The sequence below is a fragment of the Cypionkella sp. TWP1-2-1b2 genome, assembly GCF_049896245.1.
Lineage (GTDB): Bacteria > Pseudomonadota > Alphaproteobacteria > Rhodobacterales > Rhodobacteraceae > Cypionkella.
On the sequence record NZ_JAFCTX010000004.1, the window covers coordinates 27,616 to 44,962 of the forward strand.

Genomic DNA, 17,347 nt, shown 5'->3' on the forward strand with positions numbered 1-17,347 from the left:
GGCCTGAACCCATTCGGCCAGAGGCCAAACCTGCGGACAGGAGGAAATCCGCAGGCGCAACTTTTGGCGAAGATCCGGCTTTACAGACGGCAATGGCCCGGTGGCAGAACCCTACTGCCGCCGCAGGGTCGTGCTTTGCCCGATGACAAGCCGATAAGCCTCGGCGGTGCTGACCCGCGCCGCCGAGGTTCCATCAAAACGGTCAACATGGAGGACGACCAATGAAACTTATCGCATCGCATCTGACGGGGGCCTTGGCGCTGTCAACTGCTCTGATTTCGGGCGCGGCTTTCGCGCAAACCGCTGGCACCGTGGCATTTCTGATGCCCGACCAAGCCTCGACCCGCTACGAGCAGCACGATTTCCCCGGCTTTCAGGCCGAGATGAAAAAACTCTGCGCAGATTGCACGGTGATCTACCAGAACGCCACGGCGGACGCGGCGCTGCAACAGCAGCAGTTCAACTCGGTGATCACCCAAGGCGCTAAGGTGATCGTGCTGGACCCGGTGGACAGCAGCGCTGCCGCCGCAATGGTCAGCCTTGCGCAAAGCCAAGGTGTCAAGGTGATCGCCTATGACCGCCCGATCCCGGACAAGCCTGCCGATTACTATGTCTCCTTTGATAACAAGGGCATCGGCAAGGCGATTGCGGAATCTTTGATGGCGCATCTGAAGGATCTGGGCCTGCCCACCGACAAGGGCGGCGTGTTGCAGATCAACGGCTCGCCCACCGATGCGGCGGCCGGGCTGATCAAGGACGGCATCCACGAAGGCATCGCCGCCAGCGGCTATAAGACTTTGGCCGAGTTTGACACCCCGGAATGGGCGCCGCCGAAAGCGCAGGAATGGGCCGCTGGGCAAGTCACCCGGTTTGGCGCGGATATCATCGGCGTGGTGGCGGCGAATGATGGCACGGGCGGTGGGGCGGTTGCTGCATTCAAGGCGGCGGGCGTTGATCCGGTGCCGCCAGTCACCGGCAACGATGCAACCATCGCGGCGCTTCAGCTGATCATTGCGGGCGATCAATATAACACCATCTCCAAACCTTCGGAAATCGTGGCGGCGGCGGCGGCGCAAATCGCCGTGCAGTTCCTGAATGGCGAAACGCCGAAAGCCGAGATGAGCCTCTATGACACCCCGTCGCAGCTGTTTGTTCCGGCTGTGGTGACGCGCGAAAACCTGAAAGCCGAGATCATCGACAAGGGCATCAACACTGCAGCCGAGCTGTGTGTCGATCGCTATGCCGCTGGCTGTGCGGAGCTTGGCATCAAGTAACCGCAACCCTGCCGTCTGGGCCGCCCTCCCCGGCCCGGATGGCTTCTTTTGATCTGAAAGGAGCCGCCATGTCGGACCGATCCCAGACCCGCAAAGCCGAGACTCGCAAACAATCGGGCGAGTTGCTGCTTTCCCTGCGCGGCATTTCCAAGAATTTCGGCGCGGTTTCGGCGCTGACGGATATTGATCTTGATATTCACGCAGGCGAGGTTGTGGCCTTGGTCGGCGACAATGGCGCAGGCAAGTCAACTTTGGTGAAGGTGCTGGCCGGGGTGCATCAGGCCTCATCCGGCAGCATCGAATTTCAGGGCAAGCCCGTGACGATGGCCAGCCCCGCAGCGGCTTTGCACTTGGGCATCGCCACGGTGTTTCAGGATTTGGCCCTGTGCGAGAATCTCGATGTGGTGGCGAATATCTTTCTGGGGCAGGAATTGAACCCACTGCGGCTGGACGAGGTCGCGATGGAAGTCCGCGCCTGGACCCTACTGAATGAACTCGCCGCCCGCATCCCTTCGGTGCGTGAACCGATTGCATCGCTTTCGGGCGGGCAGCGGCAGACCGTGGCGATTGCGCGATCTTTGCTGCTGAACCCGAAGATCATCATGCTGGATGAACCCACCGCCGCCTTGGGTGTCGCACAGACCGCCGAGGTGTTGAACCTTGTCGAACGTGTCCGCGACAAGGGCCTTGGCGTCATCATGATCAGCCATAACATGGAAGATGTGCGCGCTGTCGCCGACCGCATCGTGGTGCTGCGCTTGGGCCGCAACAATGGCGTGTTCACGCCGGATGCCAGCAATCAAGACCTTGTGGGGGCCATCACCGGGGCCACCGATAACGCCGTCTCGCGCCGGGCTGACCGTTTGCGCGAAGCCGCAGGAGAGCCGCTATGAATCAGAAACTTGGGAGCCCGCAATTAGACCGCGCCGACGCGCGCGTAACCCACGCTGCCGGGCTTTCCGGCAGCGTGAAAGCCTTCATGGATCGGGTGAAATCAGGTGATCTGGGGTCTTTGCCAGTGGTGGTGGGCTTGGCGATCATCTGGACGGTGTTCACCGCATTAAACCCGATTTTTCTGTCACCGAACAACCTTGTGAACCTGCTGTTTGATTGCTCCACCACCGGAGTCATCGCCCTAGGCATCGTCTGCGTGCTGATGCTGGGCGAGATTGATCTGTCGGTGGGCTCGATGAGCGGGGTTGGCTCTGCCCTGATCGGGGTGCTTTGGGTCAATCAGGGCGTGCCTTTGCCCGTCGCCATCGGCACCGCTGTGGCCTTGGGCGCTTTGATCGGCGCGGTTTATGCCACCCTGCGCAATCAGCTGGGGATGCCGAGTTTCGTCTCCACCCTGTCGGGGCTTTTGGCGCTACTCGGTTTGCAGCTTTATATGCTGGGCGCGACCGGGTCGATCAACCTGCCGTATGGCTCGAAAATGGTCGAGTTCGGGCAGCTTTTGATCCTGCCGTCGTGGCTGTCCTATACTCTGGCGCTGATACCGGGGATTGTGATGCTGGTGGTGGGGCGTTCCACCAACGCGCGGCGCAGGGCTGCGAATCTGTCGGCGGGGTCGCCTTCGGGGCTTGTCATCAAAGCCGTGCTGACCACCATCGCTTTGCTAGCCATCGTGTTCTACCTCAGCTTGGGCCGAGGTGTGCCGTGGATGTTCGCGCTGTTCGTGGCACTGGTGCTGGCGATGAATTACGCACTGACCCGCACACAATGGGGACGCTCGATGAAAGCCGTGGGCGGTAATGCCGAAGCGGCACGGCGGGCGGGCATCAATGTGCGCGGCATCTATATCAGCGCGTTTATGCTGTGTTCGGCGCTGGCCGCGCTGGGCGGTGTTCTGTCTGCGGCGCGTCTTGCCTCGTCCAGCCAGCAGGCCGGAACGGGCGATGTGAACCTGAACGCCATCGCGGCGGCGGTGATCGGCGGCACCAGCCTGTTTGGTGGCCGTGGCACCGCATTTTCGGCGCTGCTCGGGATCATCGTGATCCAGTCGATTGCCAATGGCCTCACGCTTTTGAACCTGAACTCTAGCTTGCGCTACATGATCACCGGGGCGGTTCTTGCCATCGCCGTGATCGTTGACAGCCTTGCCCGCCAAAGCCGCGCCTCGCATGGCCGGGCTTAATTTAGGAAGCTATCATGTCGGATGAATTGAATGGAAAAGTCGCCGCCGTCACCGGGGCGGCCTCGGGGATCGGGCTGGAATGTGCCAAGGTGATGCTAAAGGCCGGGGCGCGTGTGGTGCTGATCGACCGCGCCGAAGACAAGCTGGCGGCGCTGTGTGCCGAGCTTGGCCCCAACGCCATCCCCTTGGTGATTGACCTCGCCACCCCGGCGAGTGTGGCCTCGATGATGCCGCAGATTTTGGCGCAGGCGGGCAGCCTTGATATCTTCCACGCCAATGCCGGGGCCTACGTGGGTGGCGATGTGGTGACAGGCGATCCTGATGTGTGGGACCGGATGTTGAACCTGAACATCAACGCCTCGTTCCGCGCCGTGCAAGCCGTGTTGCCGCATATGGTGGAACGCCAGACGGGGGATATTATCATGACCAGTTCCATCGCGGGCATCGTGCCAGTGGTGTGGGAGCCGATCTACACCGCGTCGAAATTCGCGGTACAGGCGTTTGTGCATACGGTGCGCCGCCAAGTGGCGAAACATGGCATCCGCGTTGGCGCGGTTTGCCCCGGCCCGGTTGTCACCGCTTTGCTGGACGATTGGCCGAAGGCGAAGATGGATGAGGCTTTGGCAAATGGCAGCCTGATGATGCCGAAGGAAGTCGCAGATGCGGTCTTGTTCATGCTGACGCGTCCGCGCAATGTGACGATCCGGGATCTGGTGATCCTGCCCAACTCGGTGGATTTGTAAGCCATGTATCTGATCGGCATTGACGTAGGCACCGGCAGCGCGCGCGCAGGCGTATTCGACGCGCAAGGCGCGATGCTGGCCTCGGCCAAAGCCGATGTGACGATGTGGCGTGAGGCAGGCTCGATTGTCGAGCAATCGTCAGATCAGATCTGGGATGCCGTCTGCCAATCAGTACGGGGTGCTGTTACGGCTGCGGGGATTGATCCGGCACAGGTCAGCGGGATTGGCTTTGATGCGACCTGTTCGCTGGTGGTTTTGGGCGAAAATGGTGCGCCGTTGGCAGTCGGCCCATCTGAAGACCCAGCCCGCAACATCATCGTCTGGATGGACCATCGGGCTGTGCCACAGGCCGAGCGGATCAATGCCGCAGGGCATGATGTGCTGAAATACGTAGGCGGCGTGATTTCGCCGGAAATGGAGACGCCAAAGCTGCTTTGGCTGCGCGAAAACCGCCCCGATACCTTCGATGCGGCGCATGATTTCTTTGACCTCGCGGATTTCCTGACATGGAAAGCCTCTGGCAGCCGCGCGCGCTCGACCTGCACCGTCACCTGCAAATGGACTTACCTCGCGCATGAAAAACGCTGGGATGCGAGTTACTTTCAGCAGATCGGGCTGGGCGTGCTGGCCGATGAAGGCTTTGCCCGCATTGGCACCGAAATGGTCGAACCCGGAACAGCGCTGGCGCAAGGGCTAACCGTGGAAGCGGCCAATGATCTTGGCCTGCGCCCCGGCACCCCAGTCGCTGCTGGCCTGATTGATGCCCACGCGGGCGGTGTCGGCACCGTTGGCGCTACGGGCGCGGATGCGACCGAGAATATGGCCTATGTCTTCGGCACCTCGTCCTGCACCATGACCACCACGGCAGAGCCGCAATTCGTGCCCGGCGTTTGGGGGCCGTATTACTCTGCCATGCTGCCGAACATGTGGCTGAACGAGGGTGGCCAGTCGGCAGCCGGAGCCGCGATTGATCATCTGCTGAAACTGCATCCCGCCCAGCCGCAGGCTAAAACTGCGGCCAAAGCTGCGGGGCTGCCGTTGGCGGTCTGGTTGGCCAATCAGGCGACAGAAGCCTCGGCCACGCCGTCGGATGCGGTTGATCTGGCTGGAGGCGTCCATGTAGTGCCGGAATTCTTGGGCAACCGCGCGCCGTTTGCTGATCCGCACGCCCGCGCGCTGATTGCGGGTTTGGGGATGGAGGAGGATCTCGCAAGCCTCGTACAGCTGTATGTCGCGGGCCTTTGCGGCATCGGCTATGGCCTGCGGCAGATCATCGACACGCAGACCGCGCATGGTGCGCCGATTAAGCGGGTGATGATCAGTGGCGGCGCGGGGCAGCATGATCTGGTGCGGCAAGTGTTGGCCGACAGCACCGGGGTGACGGTGGTGGCGACCGAGGCAGAGGAACCTGTGTTGCTGGGTTCAGCGATGCTGGCAGCGGTGGCTGGGGGGCTGCACGCCTCAATCCCGCAAGCAATGGCGGCGATGTCGAGGCCAAAGCAAAGCTTTCCGCCCAGCGCGGGGCGACATATTGCCGTGCATGACGGTCGGTATGAAGCGTTCAAGGCGCTGCAAACTGCGGCGCGTCTGCTGCGCAACACCGCCTGAAACGGCAGTCAGGGCCACAATTTGGCACCCGAACCCGATTGATCGGCGTCAGGCTTTACGGCAAGCTCGTGTTATTCTGGCTAAGCGCGTGTGGGTCTATTCCTGACATTCTATTTTGGAGCATGTGATGGGCGAATTTGCCGAACCTAAAGAGATGCAGCCGCATCAGGCGGCGTTGAAAGCGTTTCTGGTCGATCTGCCCGCGATGGGGCAACAACTGACCTCAACGGCGGAAGGCTCGGCCACGTTGCAATCCCCGTTCACGCAGGCGCAGTTAAGCGCCTTGCAGGGGGTGCGATCCAACGCGGCGTTCACGCGCTATACGGGTTATGATCAGCCGGGGCTGTTGAAGAAATGGCTGACCGACCGCACCACCACCTGTAACGAGTTTTGCGGGCGCTGTGGGGTGGCGATGGGCTATAAGGCCAGCAAGACCGGCGGCAAGAATGATGGCGTGGGGCGGTTTGATATTGCCGACTATCTGACACGCTATGGTCGGGGGCATTGCTGGGTGCCCGCCGACAGTGGCTCGGCCCCGGAATATGGCGATGTGTTCCGGCTATTTGCGCAGACGGCGGATCACAATGGCACCAACCTGAACCATATGGGGGTGTCTTTGGTGCTAAGTGGCGAGGATTGGTACACGGCGGAATCCGGGCAGGGCGGGCCGAGCAAGGGCTATGACGCGATTGAGCGGAAAAAACGCAGTTGGAAACCTGCGTCGTTACAAGGCTGGGTGAATATGAAGGCGCTGCTAACGGCGGGGGCGGCGTTGCCCTATTGGCTGGGTGGCTGGTGGGAGGTGTTCGAGGAGCCTTACGACACCTGGTACTATTACTTCGGCTCGAATGGCAAAGTGCTGTGCACGACGATACAGCCCGCATCGCTGAGCGCGCCTCCGGCGGGCAGCCCGTTGGTGGGGAATTTCCATCTGAAGGGCATGTTCGGGGTTGAGGTCAGCTGGCAAAGCGCCGATCCGAATGAAAGCTTCACGTTGGGCGAGCAAAGTTCGGAAAAACGCAAGTTTACCATGCTGGGTACTAAAGCGGGGACGATCCAGAAGATCAAGGCGACGCGGATGATGATCAAGGGGTTGTTATAGGGGGTGGTCCCAACTCGGGACCAAATTTTAATTATATGTATCAATGTGTTAGGGTGGCCAACTTAAGGGTTTGTTAACACTTGGCGCGGTCGGATGCCCTGCGCGGGTTTTGGCACGGCCCATGCTTATGGACCGTGCCCCCGATTCTACAGAATAAAATCTGCGGCCGTCAGCGCCAGATTTCCGGTCAGAAAGATACGGAAATCGGCAACGCCGTCGCCGTTTACATCGCCGAGGATATAGGTGTCTGCGCCATTCGCTTGCAAGCGCACCTGCCCTGCGACGCTGGTAAATGCTGTGGTGATGAAGCTGAACGCATCATTGATTGCCGTCGCAGATCTGGCGTCGATGGCGGAAAGGTCGATCGTATCCTCGCCGACATGAAAATCAGTGATCCGGTCGGACAGGGAGTTGTAGGTGCTGTCGGTGATCTTTTGGAAGATGAACACATCATCATAACCGCCCGCAACACCGACATCGCCCGTCATCACATCCTGACCTGCGCCACCGATCAGGCGGTCTGCTCCGGAATCGCCGACCACACTATCATTGTTCGCACCGCCAAAAAGTGTATCGTCGCCGATACCCCCCGACAGCGTGTCATTGCCGGTGTCGCCATACAACCGATCATCCCCTGCTCCACCAAACAACCTGTCGCCGCCGGAAAAGCCATGCAGGCGGTTGTCACCCGCATTGCCGGTCAGGGTATTGGCCAAGGTATTTCCGGTGCCGTTGATATCGCCCGCGCCCAGAAGTTGCAGGTTTTCAAAGTTCAGGGCCAGCTCATAACTGACGGTGGATTTCACCAGATCGGTGCCCTGTGATGCAGCCTCAAACAGATTGAACGCGCCGTCATCAACGATGTAAACATCGTTGCCGCCACTGCCAGTGACATCCCCCGACAGGTTGGCATGGCGCAGGTCAATCAGATCATCGCCGTCACCAAGGAAGATGGAGCCGATGATCGAGCCATCGCCGCCGTAAAGGCTATCATTGCCGGACCCAAGATCAATGTTGCCGATGATCTGACCCGTGTTGGTGACAAGGTCATCACCGCCGTTTAAAATCAGAGCATATGCCGTCCCGGCGTTGATGACGCCCGTATTCACGATCTGATCAGCGAAATTGCCCGCTGTGATACCAATATCAAATCCAAACAGCGTTCCGGCATTGCTCAGCTGCAGCAGCCTGCCCGTATTCAGGATGCCACCACCGGTTATATAGCCAGAGGCAAGCACGTTCAGCGCAAGCGTGTTGCTGATTCCGCTGTCGAAGATGGTATAAAAACTGTTGCCCGAAATCAGCGCTCCCGCAAGTGTAAGGCCGACTTGCCCCGCACCAGATGAGATACCAACGACATTGGCCAGGGTGGTTTCCAGATAAGTGGGGGCAGTGACGAAGTAAGTCCCCGACGTGGTGATTTGTAAAGCTGTGGCTGTCCCCGACACACTCGTTGAAATAACTGGCATTTATCGCTCCGATAAAAGGGGTTCTGTGAACCGTTTAATGCGCGGATACTGCGCCCCTCGCCGCAGTTCTGTCAATCGGTTCAGGGCTGGTTGAGTTTGCGGGGCTTTGCGCCTATCACCGTGGCAACCAAAGACATTGCAAAAAGGCGGCACCCTTGGCCATTCATCTTTACCAAAACGACCTGCCCGCTGGGCTGAAACTGGGGCCCGTTGTGGCCATCGACACCGAAACCATGGGGTTGAACCCGATGCGGGATCGGCTGTGTCTGGTGCAGCTGTCGTCGGGCGATGGCAATGCGCATCTGGTGCAGATTGCCAAGGGGCAGAAATCGGCGCCGAACCTTGAGGCATTGTTGACCGACCCCGACGTGATCAAGCTGTTCCACTTTGGCCGCTTTGACGTGGCCGCGATGAAACAGGCGTTTGGTGTGACCGCGGCGCCTGTCTGGTGCACCAAGATTGCCGCCAAACTGATCCGCACCTTTACCGATCGGCATGGGCTGAAATACCTGCTGAACGAGTTGGTGGGCGTCGATGTGTCCAAGCAGCAGCAGACCTCGGATTGGGGATCGGTCACGCTGTCAGAAGCGCAGAAGGAATATGCAGCGTCAGATGTGCTCTATCTGCACAAACTGAAGGCCGCGCTGGAGGCCATTCTGATCCGCGAAGATCGGCTTGATCTGGCGCAGCGCTGCTTTGACTTCCTGCCCACCCGCGCCGAGTTGGATCTTTTGGGATGGGACGAGCCGAATGACCTGTTCCACCACTGATCTGGGCACTGACTTTCTGGCCACCGGGCAGCGGGTGATCCGGCGCGAGGCCGAGGCATTGGTGATCCTGGCCGATCATCTGGGGCCAAGTTTCGCGCAGGCGGCGGAAGTGATCATGGCGGCGACCGGGCGGGTGATCGTCTCGGGGATGGGAAAATCCGGCCATGTCGCGCGCAAGATCGCGGCAACTTTGGCCAGCACAGGCACGCCCGCACATTTCGTGCATCCGGGCGAGGCCAGCCACGGCGATCTGGGGATGCTGACCAAGGGCGATGTGGCGCTGGTGCTTTCCAATTCAGGTGAGACGGTGGAATTGGCGGATATCATCGCCCATACCCGGCGGTTCGGGATTCCGTTGATTGCGGTGGCGTCGCGGGCGAACAGCACTTTGGTGCGGCAATCGGATGTGGCGATTTTATTGCCCGATGCGCCGGAAGCCTGTGAGACAGGCATCGTTCCGACCACCTCGACCACGATGATGCTGGCCTTGGGCGATGCTTTGGCGATTGCCTTGATGGAGCATCGCGCCTTTACGCCTGAACATTTCCGCCTGTTTCATCCCGGTGGCAAGCTGGGGGCAAAGCTGCTGAAGATCCGCGATCTGATGCATGTTGATTTGCCGCTGATCGAGGCCGATAGCCCGATGACCGAGGCGCTGCTGGTGATCAGCCAAAAGGGTTTTGGCGTTGTGGGGGTGACGGAAGCGGGCGCTTTGGTTGGCATCATCACGGATGGCGATTTGCGCCGTCACATGGATCGGCTTCTCAGCCTGACGGCGGGCGCAGTGATGACCCGTGGCCCGGCCACTGTGGCCCCCGATGCCTTGGCCGAAGCGGCGGTCAATGTGATGAACGAGCGCAAGATCACCTGCCTGTTCGCGGTCGATCCTGCCGTGCCCGGTCAGGCTCTTGGCATCGTGCATATCCACGATTGCCTGCGCGCGGGGTTGATCTGATGGCTGTTCCGCGCCGGGATATGTGGCATTCCCGGCTGGTGTCGGTGCTGAAAGTGCTGCTGCCGCTGATTGCGCTGGTGCTGCTGTCGACGCTGTTTTTGTTCTCGCGCAAGATCAACCCTGAAGATGCAATCCCCTATGCCTCAGTCAATGCAGAGAACCGCCTGCGTGATCCGAAGATGACGGATGCGGGGTTTGCGGGGATGACCTCGGACGGATCATCTTTGACGATTGCCGCAGACGAGGCCAAGCCGACGGCAGAGGGGGGCGCATTGAAGCTGGTGCAGGGGCTGCTGCAAACGCCTGACGGCGCGAAAACCGAACTCGCCTCGGCTGCCGTGGCGCTCGATTCTGCGCAGAAGATGATCGAGTTGACCGATGGGGCTGAATTGCACGCCTCGAATGGCTATGTGGTGCAGGCGCAGGGTTTTGGGGTTTCGACCGCCGACACCCGCGTCGAAAGCCGTGGCCCTATCAGCGCGATTGGTCCCGGCGGGCAGTTGACGGCAGATCATATGGTGCTTTCCCAGCAGGCTGCGGCAGGGCCGTATCTTCTGGTTTTCAACGGCAAGGTGCGGCTGCTATACCAGCCCAAGAGATGACAGGATTTTGCAATGCTTCGTAATATCGCTTGTGCCGCCGCGCTGGTTTTAAGCCTTGCGCAGTCTGCTTTGGCCGAGGGGGCACAGGTGGCTTTTGGTGGGCTGAAAGGCGATCCCACCGCACAGGTCGAGATGAACGCCGACACGCTGACGGTGAACCAAGCCGATGGCACAGCGGTGTTTTCCGGCAATGTCGTGGTCAGCCAGGGCGCAATGAAGCTGTCGGCCAATGAGGTGCGCGTGGCCTACGGCGCGGACAAGACCAGCATTGAGACTTTGTATGCGACGGGCAAGGTGCTGCTGGTCAATGCCAGCGATGCGGCGCAGGCGGACAATGCGGTCTATACCATCGCAAGCGGCGAAGTGGTGATGACGGGCAATGTGCTGCTGACCCAAGGCCAAGCGGCGATGTCGGCGGGCAAGCTGGTGATTGATCTGAAAACCGGCTTGGGGCGGATGGAAGGCCGGGTGAAAACCACCTTCGTGCCGGGGAAGAAATGATGCCGGATACGCTCGAACCTGTTCCGTCCGTCACCGATGGCGGTGCGGGCCAGACTGAACTTGGCCTGTCGATCCGGCATATCCGCAAAAGCTACAAACGCCGCCCGGTGATCCGCGATGTGTCTTTGCATCTGAACCGCGGTGAAGTGGTCGCGCTGCTTGGGCCGAATGGCTGCGGCAAGACCACGATGTTTTACACCATCGCCGGATTGGTGACGCCGGAAAGCGGGCAGGTGATGATCGACGGGCGCGATGTGACCAGCCTGCCAATGTATCGCCGCGCGCAGCTGGGGATTGGTTATCTGCCGCAAGAAGTCTCGATCTTTCGCGGGCTGTCGGTGGAAGACAATATCCTCGCCGTGCTGGAAATCCGTGAGAAGGATCACCACAAGCGCCGCGAGCGGCTGGAAGAACTGCTGTCCGAATTTTCGATCACCCACGTGCGCCGCGCCCCCGCGCTGGCCTTGTCGGGGGGCGAGCGGCGGCGAGTCGAAATCGCCCGCTGTCTGGCCGCCGATCCGAAATATCTGCTGCTGGATGAACCCTTCGCCGGGGTTGACCCGATTGCGGTCGGCGAAATCCGCCATCTGGTGCATGATCTGAAATCGCGCGGCATCGGCGTGCTGATCACCGACCATAACGTGCGCGAAACCCTGGAAATTGTCGACCGCGCCTATATCCTGCACGATGGCGTGGTGCTGAAAACCGGTACCACCGAGGAAATCGTTCAGGATGAAATGGTGCGCCGGGTCTATCTGGGCGAGAATTTCCGCATCATCTAGCGCAAGTTTGACAATGGCGTGACAGCCCTGTTGACAAGTGCCCTATCGCATCCCCAAATGATAAGGATGCGAGCCCATTGCGCCTTGCCCAATCAGACGGAAGCGGCCCCCAAAAGGCCCCGCGACTTGTGGCGATTGGCCTCGTTAACTTACTGTAAATCAAAGAGTGTCAACCCTTCCGTGTCTTGCGGAAGTCTATGACCCTATGCGTTAAAGGAGGCATTATGCGCTACCAGATCAGTGGAAAACAAATCGACATCGGCGAGGCTTTACAGACCCATGTAAAGTCCGAACTGGGTGAGGTTGTTGAGAAATATGCTCAGCGCCCGACCGAGGCCGTCATCGTTTTTTCCAAGTCCGCGCATGAGTTTGTCTGCGAATCGGTGATCCATTTGTCGACCGGGCTGAACGCCCAGGCCAAGGGCCATGCGACCGAGATTTACGCGGCGTTTGAATCCTGCCGCGAGAAAATGGACAAGCAGTTGCGGCGCTACAAGCGGCGGATTCGCAACCATCATCACAGCCGTCCGGTGCCAGTTGAATTCGGCGAAGGCTCGTCCTATATCCTCGCTCCAACCGAAGAACCGGAAGACGATGACAACGCGGTCGCCCAGCCAATTATCATTGCCGAGATGGAAGCCAAGATTCCGTCGATCACCGTGGGTGAGGCCGTGATGCAGCTGGAACTGACCAGTCAGAAGTTTCTGGTGTTTCGCAATGAAGGACATGCGGGCGTGAACGTCGTATACCGTCGCGATGATGGAAATATCGGCTGGATTGACCCGCGCAACACCAGATAACGTAAGCCTGTTGGCTGCGGAAGGACGAGACGCCGGATGGATCTTTCTAAACTGCTGATACCGGGGGCCGTCCGGGTGCTTGGCCAACTGACCAGTAAAAAACGCCTCTTGCAAGAGTTGGGAGAGGTGACTTTTCAGGCCTATGGGCTGTCTTCGGCCATTGTGGTCGATGGTCTCCAAGAACGCGAAAGCCTTGGGCCAACCGGGGTGGGCAATGGTATCGCCCTGCCCCATGCGCGACTTGAGGAAATCGAGAAGATTTTCGGCGTTTTCATCCGTCTGGAAAAACCGCTGGATTACGAAAGCGTGGACCGGCAGCCGGTGGATCTGGTGTTTGGGCTGTTCGCGCCGAAGGATTCCGGGGTCGAGCATCTGAAAGCGCTGGCACAAGTGTCGCGCACGATGCGCGATCCGGGGATTTGTGCGAAATTGCGGGCGAACACCGACCCCGACAAGCTGTATGCGATCTTGACCGAGGCCCGGACGCCGCAGGTCGCGGCCTAGGTCCAGTTTCTAAAGCCGAAGCCTTCATAGTCCCGCCAATAGGCTTCGCGCGCGGCGGCTTCGATATCGGGGCCGTACATCTCGGCCAGCGGGTAGGGGTATTTGTCGGCCACGCTGGGCAGCGGTTTGGCACCCAGACCCAGATCAGCGCAGAGATAGGCCAGACCTTCGCTCAGCCTGTCTTCGCGGATCAGCAGGTCGGGGCTTTGAACCTGCGCGAAACCTTGAATCAAAGCACCTTGCGAGGCGAATTGCGGCATCACCCGCAATTCGGTGCGGCCTGCCAGAACGTGCTTGATCAACTCCAGAAATACCAGAAATCCGGCACGAAAATCTTCAGCGTTCTCAAAGGGTTTTCCCTTGGGCGGCAGTTGAAATTTATGCACGCGCTTCAGATATGGCCGCAGTTCGGGCATCCATTCTTTGGCGGTAAAATCACACCACGCGGTATAGGCGCGGGCAAGCGGATGCCGCAGCACGGTGAAACTGCGCTGACCGGGATGTGCCGCTTTCCATTTGCGCAAAGACTGGCGATCAAAGCCGGGCAGCAGCGGCCCGTAGCTTTGCAGCCATTTTTTCAGCTGCGCGTCCGGCCCGCATTTGATCGGCATGAACAACAGATCGGCGTGTTCTGAGGCGATATATTGCGCGACAGCGGCCAGCCGGCGCGGTTCAAAATTCGGCACATGGCTTTGGTTGGACCAATCCACGGTTGCCAAGCCCTGCTGCATTTCCAGCGGGTTGGAAACTTTGGCCGAAATCGCTTCGGGATTTTGCTTTTTGAAACGGAAATCCAGCGCTTCGATCCGGGCAGGGATGCCGAGGAAACTGGCAAGGCCGTTCAGCACGTCCAACTCACGAATGTCTTCATAATCAATGTAATAGGCGGTCTGCCCCGTGGTTTGCAGCGCATGCACCAGCTTGCCTTGGAACTGTTGCAACTGGCCGATCCGGGTGGTGAACTCCTCCAAATCAAAACGCGGGCGCACGGTTTTCAGATGTTTGGTGTTCGCCATCCACCACTGATCGCTTTCCTTGGCGATCTTCCAGCTGATAAAACTTTCCAGCTGATTGCGGGTCAGGATGATCTTGGCGCAAGCACGGTCGGCGATCACCAGATCAAACACCCGTGGATCGTGATCCGAGAAATAGCGAAACCCCGCAAGCCCCTTGGTCTGCGCCCGCATCGCGCGCAGAAATCCAGCCGGGTCGGCGCTGCGCCCGGCGATGTCGATGCCGAACATCTCTTGCTTGCTTTCGCCGCCGATGAAGAAGGGGTTAAACGCCTCACCATGGCAGGTGACGCCGTCGATGGTGTTCAGATTGGCTTCAAGAAAATTCGATCCGGTGCGCATTTCGGCAAAGATCACGAAAGAGGTAAACGCGGTATTTAGGTCGGACAAATCACTTCACCAAATAGGGGCGGCCACGCCGCGAGGTCGAGGGGCGCGGATCATCGCCGGTCGGAAAATCGCCCATCAGCACCGGCTGCATGCCCTGATTGCGCAGGTTTTGCAGAAATTGGCCGAAGCCGGTCAGATCGGCCAGACGCGGTGCTTCGGTCAGGCGGCGCATCGCACGCGGGCTGATTTCATCGACAATGGTTTGCAGAGGTTCCATCGGATTTTCGACAAATTCCGCCAAGGACCAAGTGCGCACACGGGCTTTCACCCAAGGCTTGCGGAGTTCATTGAGAAACTCGGCCTCAATCTTTTGCAAGCGGGCGGCTTCTTTGCGAATCTCGCCGAAATTACTGTTGGAGTGGAACAAAGGAATCGCCCAAGCCCCTGAAATCACCGAGATTTGCGCGTTGGGATCACCTGCGATGAAGTTGGTCAGCACTTGGCTGTCATCCGGGCCGAACTGAAAGCATTGCCGCTCGCCGCGGGTGTTCCAGATCAGGTTGGTCAGAAATGAGGTCGGGTTATAGTCGCGGATGGCGGCGGAATCGCAGACCGCGCCGTTGTAGATCTTTTCACCCCCGGCAAATTCGATGCGATCAGCGGCGAACAGATGGCCATGCACACGGGTTCCGGTGGCTTTGCCGAGCCAGATTTCAAAGTTGTCGAACAGATCGGCAAAACCCTCAAACACCGAATAGGGTGCTGCGGTACGGCCGTTTTCCCAGTTTTCATTCGGATGGCGTGATTGCATGTACAGGCCGGGGCGACCCTTGGTGCGACGCTCCACGGCTTTGGCAAACAGGCGATCAATCTTGCCGGGGTTGGGTTCAGCGGCGGCTTGGCCACCGGGATCGTCGGACAGGAAGGTTTTATACAACCGCCCGGCATGGGGCCAGATTTTGCGCGCGACAAAGCAATCTGAGCGGCGCAACAGTTGCAGATGGTCATCGTAGAAGATGTGCGGTTTGCCCTGAAAATCGAATTTCGACAATGTCAGCGAACGGCTTTCAACATTGGCCGACACCTGCCGCACCAAGGTTTGAAAATAGCTTTCATCGGGAATCCAGACCCGGCGGAAATAGCGGTCAATCTCGTCGCGTTCCGGGTTTTCCAGAATGGCCGACAGGGTTTGCCGGGTCAGGCACCACCACTGACTGCCCAAATGCGGCACAATGCCCGCCGGGATGCGACGGCGAAAGCCAAAGCGGCGTTGCAGGCGGACATAACCGTCAAACAGCCGGCGTTTCTTGCGCCAACTGAATGGGAAACGCAGGGTGAAACGTTCGACATCCAGGCCGCCAATGGTCCAGCCGACATCTTCGGTGGTGACGGATTCGATGAAATCGGTGCGCGGACGATCTGTCAGATAGGCCACCATTTCCTCAACCGGGCGCAGCGGTAGGCACGATCCCGACGCCAGATAGACATGCCGCACCTGCGGGAAATCGCGCAGCATGATGGTGCTGGCTTCTTGCGTGGCGGCGACAATGCCCCAAGTGCCCCATTCGCAGGCATGACGGCCCGAGAACCGGATATTATCAAGATCAATCAAGGCTTTGACCAAGCCGTCATAGGCCTTGCGCTTCACCCTGCGATCAACGTGAATCACCACCGGGCAGCCGCGCACCGCCCAGTGCCGCGCCACTTGTGCTGCCCGGTCAAACGCGGTGTGGCACAGCATGACGATGCCGACACTCATGCCCAGTTGCCCTTAGACATCAGGCCCAAAATCTCCAACTGTCGCCAGTTGATGTATTTCTCGCTCCACTTGCACCAGAGGTCAGGCTGGGTGCTGATGCCAGCGCGATAGGCGCGGTATTCGTGGCTGTTGGCGTAATGCTGGCGGCGCTCCATCTCTTCCTCGGCCTTATGGGCGAAGGTATCGAGAAATTTGGCATGCAGCAGGCAACCCGAGGCCTTTTCGCCGCCCCATTCATCGTAAACTTGGTTAAGCCCGCGCGGCAGCAGCATGTGGGTCGAGGACACATAGGCATAATCGCGATCCCATTTCACCAGCGGGATTTTGTTCAGCGCGGGGGCACGCTCGGGCAGATCCTGGAAGAACATCCGCAGGCGCGGGCCACCTTGAATCCACAGATTGCCGAATTTCTTATTGCGATGAATGACGTAGTTACCAGAGTCGAAATAGGGTGCGACCTCAAACGGGTCTTGGCCTTCGGCATAGGGGGCGGCGTCGAACGGGCCTTTGGGGTACATATCCAGCAGCATCGCCGAGAAGGATTTGATCGAAGACGCATCCAGCCAATCGGTCAGCGCCCGCAAAGGCCGGGTGTCGCAGAACGGATAGACGAAGAATTCGTCCGGATCGACGATCAGCGCCCAATGGCCATGCGCATATTTGTTTTGCAGATAGTTCAGCCAATCGACCCCGAAGCGCGACCGTTTATAGCTGTGCTGAGTGGTCCACAGCGAGACATCGGGCTGCGCTTGCAGATATTCGCGGCTGCCATCATCGCTGTCATTGTCCACGATAATGAAATGATTGACGCCAAGGTTGCGGTAGTAGCGCAGGAAATATGGCAGCCTGATCCGTTCATTGCGCAGGGTTGAGAACAGCAAGATATGGTCGGGCTTGATCAGATTGGTGCGATCGACAACGCCGCGCAACTCTCGCCGCTTGCGAAAAGCACGGATGCGCCAGCGCTTGCGCGCCAGCCGCAGCATATATCTTGAGAATAC

At 59.3% G+C, this 17,347-nt stretch carries 17 protein-coding genes; 13 read left to right on the plus strand and 4 right to left on the minus strand.

The window, feature by feature from the left end; all coding sequences use genetic code 11:
• The first annotated feature begins 221 nt into the window (after positions 1-221).
• From ACP7AP_RS03285 to ACP7AP_RS03310, 6 genes are all read left to right on the plus strand, one after another.
• Positions 222-1,274: a sugar ABC transporter substrate-binding protein gene (locus tag ACP7AP_RS03285; protein ID WP_426032195.1), complete on the plus strand. Its 1,053-nt coding sequence runs from the start codon at positions 222-224 to the stop codon at positions 1,272-1,274.
• 68 nt (positions 1,275-1,342) lie between these two features.
• The gene (locus ACP7AP_RS03290; protein ID WP_426032197.1) at positions 1,343-2,167 is read left to right on the plus strand and encodes an ATP-binding cassette domain-containing protein; all 825 of its coding nucleotides are present in this window, start codon (positions 1,343-1,345) and stop codon (positions 2,165-2,167) included.
• Positions 2,164-3,408 carry a sugar ABC transporter permease gene (locus tag ACP7AP_RS03295; protein ID WP_426032199.1) on the plus strand — a complete coding sequence of 415 codons (1,245 nt, stop codon included), beginning with the start codon at positions 2,164-2,166 and terminating at the stop codon, positions 3,406-3,408. The genes ACP7AP_RS03290 and ACP7AP_RS03295 overlap by 4 nt, the downstream gene beginning before the upstream one ends.
• 14 nt (positions 3,409-3,422) lie before the next feature.
• Positions 3,423-4,151 carry an SDR family oxidoreductase gene (locus ACP7AP_RS03300; protein ID WP_426032201.1) on the plus strand — a complete coding sequence of 243 codons (729 nt, stop codon included), beginning with the start codon at positions 3,423-3,425 and terminating at the stop codon, positions 4,149-4,151.
• Positions 4,152-4,154: 3 nt separating this feature from the next.
• Positions 4,155-5,759: an FGGY-family carbohydrate kinase gene (locus ACP7AP_RS03305; protein ID WP_426032203.1), complete on the plus strand. Its 1,605-nt coding sequence runs from the start codon at positions 4,155-4,157 to the stop codon at positions 5,757-5,759.
• A 127-nt stretch (positions 5,760-5,886) separates the two neighbouring features.
• Positions 5,887-6,861, plus strand: a complete 975-nt coding sequence (locus ACP7AP_RS03310; RefSeq protein WP_426032205.1) for a hypothetical protein — start codon at positions 5,887-5,889, stop codon at positions 6,859-6,861.
• A gap of 146 nt (positions 6,862-7,007) precedes the next feature.
• Here ACP7AP_RS03310 and ACP7AP_RS03315 read toward each other — a convergent pair whose 3' ends face one another.
• Positions 7,008-8,330 (minus strand): calcium-binding protein, encoded by a 1,323-nt coding sequence (locus ACP7AP_RS03315; protein WP_426032207.1) that lies wholly within the window; start codon positions 8,328-8,330, stop codon positions 7,008-7,010.
• Between the two features lie 155 nt (positions 8,331-8,485).
• On the opposite strand from ACP7AP_RS03315, the gene ACP7AP_RS03320 reads away from it, so the two are divergent.
• The 7 genes from ACP7AP_RS03320 (at position 8,486) to ACP7AP_RS03350 (ending at position 13,244) form a co-directional block, all read left to right on the plus strand.
• The gene (locus ACP7AP_RS03320; protein ID WP_426032209.1) at positions 8,486-9,100 is read left to right on the plus strand and encodes a ribonuclease D; all 615 of its coding nucleotides are present in this window, start codon (positions 8,486-8,488) and stop codon (positions 9,098-9,100) included.
• Positions 9,081-10,055 (plus strand): KpsF/GutQ family sugar-phosphate isomerase, encoded by a 975-nt coding sequence (locus tag ACP7AP_RS03325; RefSeq protein WP_426032211.1) that lies wholly within the window; start codon positions 9,081-9,083, stop codon positions 10,053-10,055. The genes ACP7AP_RS03320 and ACP7AP_RS03325 overlap by 20 nt, the downstream gene beginning before the upstream one ends.
• Positions 10,055-10,657 carry a hypothetical protein gene (locus tag ACP7AP_RS03330; protein ID WP_426032213.1) on the plus strand — a complete coding sequence of 201 codons (603 nt, stop codon included), beginning with the start codon at positions 10,055-10,057 and terminating at the stop codon, positions 10,655-10,657. Before ACP7AP_RS03325 ends, ACP7AP_RS03330 begins: the two co-directional genes overlap by 1 nt.
• Positions 10,658-10,669: 12 nt before the next feature.
• Positions 10,670-11,158 (plus strand): LptA/OstA family protein, encoded by a 489-nt coding sequence (locus ACP7AP_RS03335; protein WP_426032215.1) that lies wholly within the window; start codon positions 10,670-10,672, stop codon positions 11,156-11,158.
• The gene (lptB, locus tag ACP7AP_RS03340) at positions 11,158-11,940 is read left to right on the plus strand and encodes an LPS export ABC transporter ATP-binding protein (protein WP_426032217.1); all 783 of its coding nucleotides are present in this window, start codon (positions 11,158-11,160) and stop codon (positions 11,938-11,940) included. Before ACP7AP_RS03335 ends, lptB begins: the two co-directional genes overlap by 1 nt.
• Positions 11,941-12,164: 224 nt before the next feature.
• On the plus strand, positions 12,165-12,740 hold the full coding sequence (gene hpf, locus ACP7AP_RS03345) for a ribosome hibernation-promoting factor, HPF/YfiA family (protein WP_054006687.1): 576 nt from the start codon (positions 12,165-12,167) through the stop codon (positions 12,738-12,740).
• Positions 12,741-12,776: 36 nt separating this feature from the next.
• Positions 12,777-13,244: a PTS sugar transporter subunit IIA gene (locus tag ACP7AP_RS03350; protein ID WP_426032219.1), complete on the plus strand. Its 468-nt coding sequence runs from the start codon at positions 12,777-12,779 to the stop codon at positions 13,242-13,244.
• Here ACP7AP_RS03350 and ACP7AP_RS03355 read toward each other — a convergent pair.
• The 3 genes from ACP7AP_RS03355 to ACP7AP_RS03365 are packed head-to-tail and all read right to left on the minus strand — an operon-like array spanning position 13,241 to position 17,332.
• A complete protein-coding gene (locus tag ACP7AP_RS03355) occupies positions 13,241-14,647 on the minus strand; it encodes a nodulation protein NodH (protein ID WP_426032221.1) in 1,407 nt (468 codons plus the stop codon). The two genes, ACP7AP_RS03350 and ACP7AP_RS03355, sit on opposite strands and share 4 nt — an antisense overlap.
• 1 nt (position 14,648) lies before the next feature.
• A complete protein-coding gene (locus ACP7AP_RS03360; RefSeq protein ID WP_426032223.1) occupies positions 14,649-16,346 on the minus strand; it encodes a beta-1,6-N-acetylglucosaminyltransferase in 1,698 nt (565 codons plus the stop codon).
• On the minus strand, positions 16,343-17,332 hold the full coding sequence (locus tag ACP7AP_RS03365; RefSeq protein ID WP_426032225.1) for a glycosyltransferase family 2 protein: 990 nt from the start codon (positions 17,330-17,332) through the stop codon (positions 16,343-16,345). Before ACP7AP_RS03365 ends, ACP7AP_RS03360 begins: the two co-directional genes overlap by 4 nt.
• Positions 17,333-17,347: the final 15 nt, after the last annotated feature.

Excerpts from the sequence above, each read along its gene's own strand:
- ACP7AP_RS03285 (WP_426032195.1), top strand. The coding sequence starts at position 222 with ATGAAACTTATCGCATCGCATCTGACGGGGGCCTTGGCGCTGTCAACT.
- ACP7AP_RS03290 (WP_426032197.1), top strand. The coding sequence starts at position 1,343 with ATGTCGGACCGATCCCAGACCCGCAAAGCCGAGACTCGCAAACAATCG.
- ACP7AP_RS03295 (WP_426032199.1), top strand. The coding sequence starts at position 2,164 with ATGAATCAGAAACTTGGGAGCCCGCAATTAGACCGCGCCGACGCGCGC.
- ACP7AP_RS03300 (WP_426032201.1), top strand. The coding sequence starts at position 3,423 with ATGTCGGATGAATTGAATGGAAAAGTCGCCGCCGTCACCGGGGCGGCC.
- ACP7AP_RS03305 (WP_426032203.1), top strand. The coding sequence starts at position 4,155 with ATGTATCTGATCGGCATTGACGTAGGCACCGGCAGCGCGCGCGCAGGC.
- ACP7AP_RS03310 (WP_426032205.1), top strand. The coding sequence starts at position 5,887 with ATGGGCGAATTTGCCGAACCTAAAGAGATGCAGCCGCATCAGGCGGCG.
- ACP7AP_RS03315 (WP_426032207.1), bottom strand. The coding sequence starts at position 8,330 with ATGCCAGTTATTTCAACGAGTGTGTCGGGGACAGCCACAGCTTTACAA.
- ACP7AP_RS03325 (WP_426032211.1), top strand. The coding sequence starts at position 9,081 with ATGACCTGTTCCACCACTGATCTGGGCACTGACTTTCTGGCCACCGGG.
- ACP7AP_RS03330 (WP_426032213.1), top strand. The coding sequence starts at position 10,055 with ATGGCTGTTCCGCGCCGGGATATGTGGCATTCCCGGCTGGTGTCGGTG.
- ACP7AP_RS03335 (WP_426032215.1), top strand. The coding sequence starts at position 10,670 with ATGCTTCGTAATATCGCTTGTGCCGCCGCGCTGGTTTTAAGCCTTGCG.
- lptB (WP_426032217.1), top strand. The coding sequence starts at position 11,158 with ATGCCGGATACGCTCGAACCTGTTCCGTCCGTCACCGATGGCGGTGCG.
- hpf (WP_054006687.1), top strand. The coding sequence starts at position 12,165 with ATGCGCTACCAGATCAGTGGAAAACAAATCGACATCGGCGAGGCTTTA.
- ACP7AP_RS03350 (WP_426032219.1), top strand. The coding sequence starts at position 12,777 with ATGGATCTTTCTAAACTGCTGATACCGGGGGCCGTCCGGGTGCTTGGC.
- ACP7AP_RS03360 (WP_426032223.1), bottom strand. The coding sequence starts at position 16,346 with ATGAGTGTCGGCATCGTCATGCTGTGCCACACCGCGTTTGACCGGGCA.
- ACP7AP_RS03365 (WP_426032225.1), bottom strand. The coding sequence starts at position 17,332 with ATGCTGCGGCTGGCGCGCAAGCGCTGGCGCATCCGTGCTTTTCGCAAG.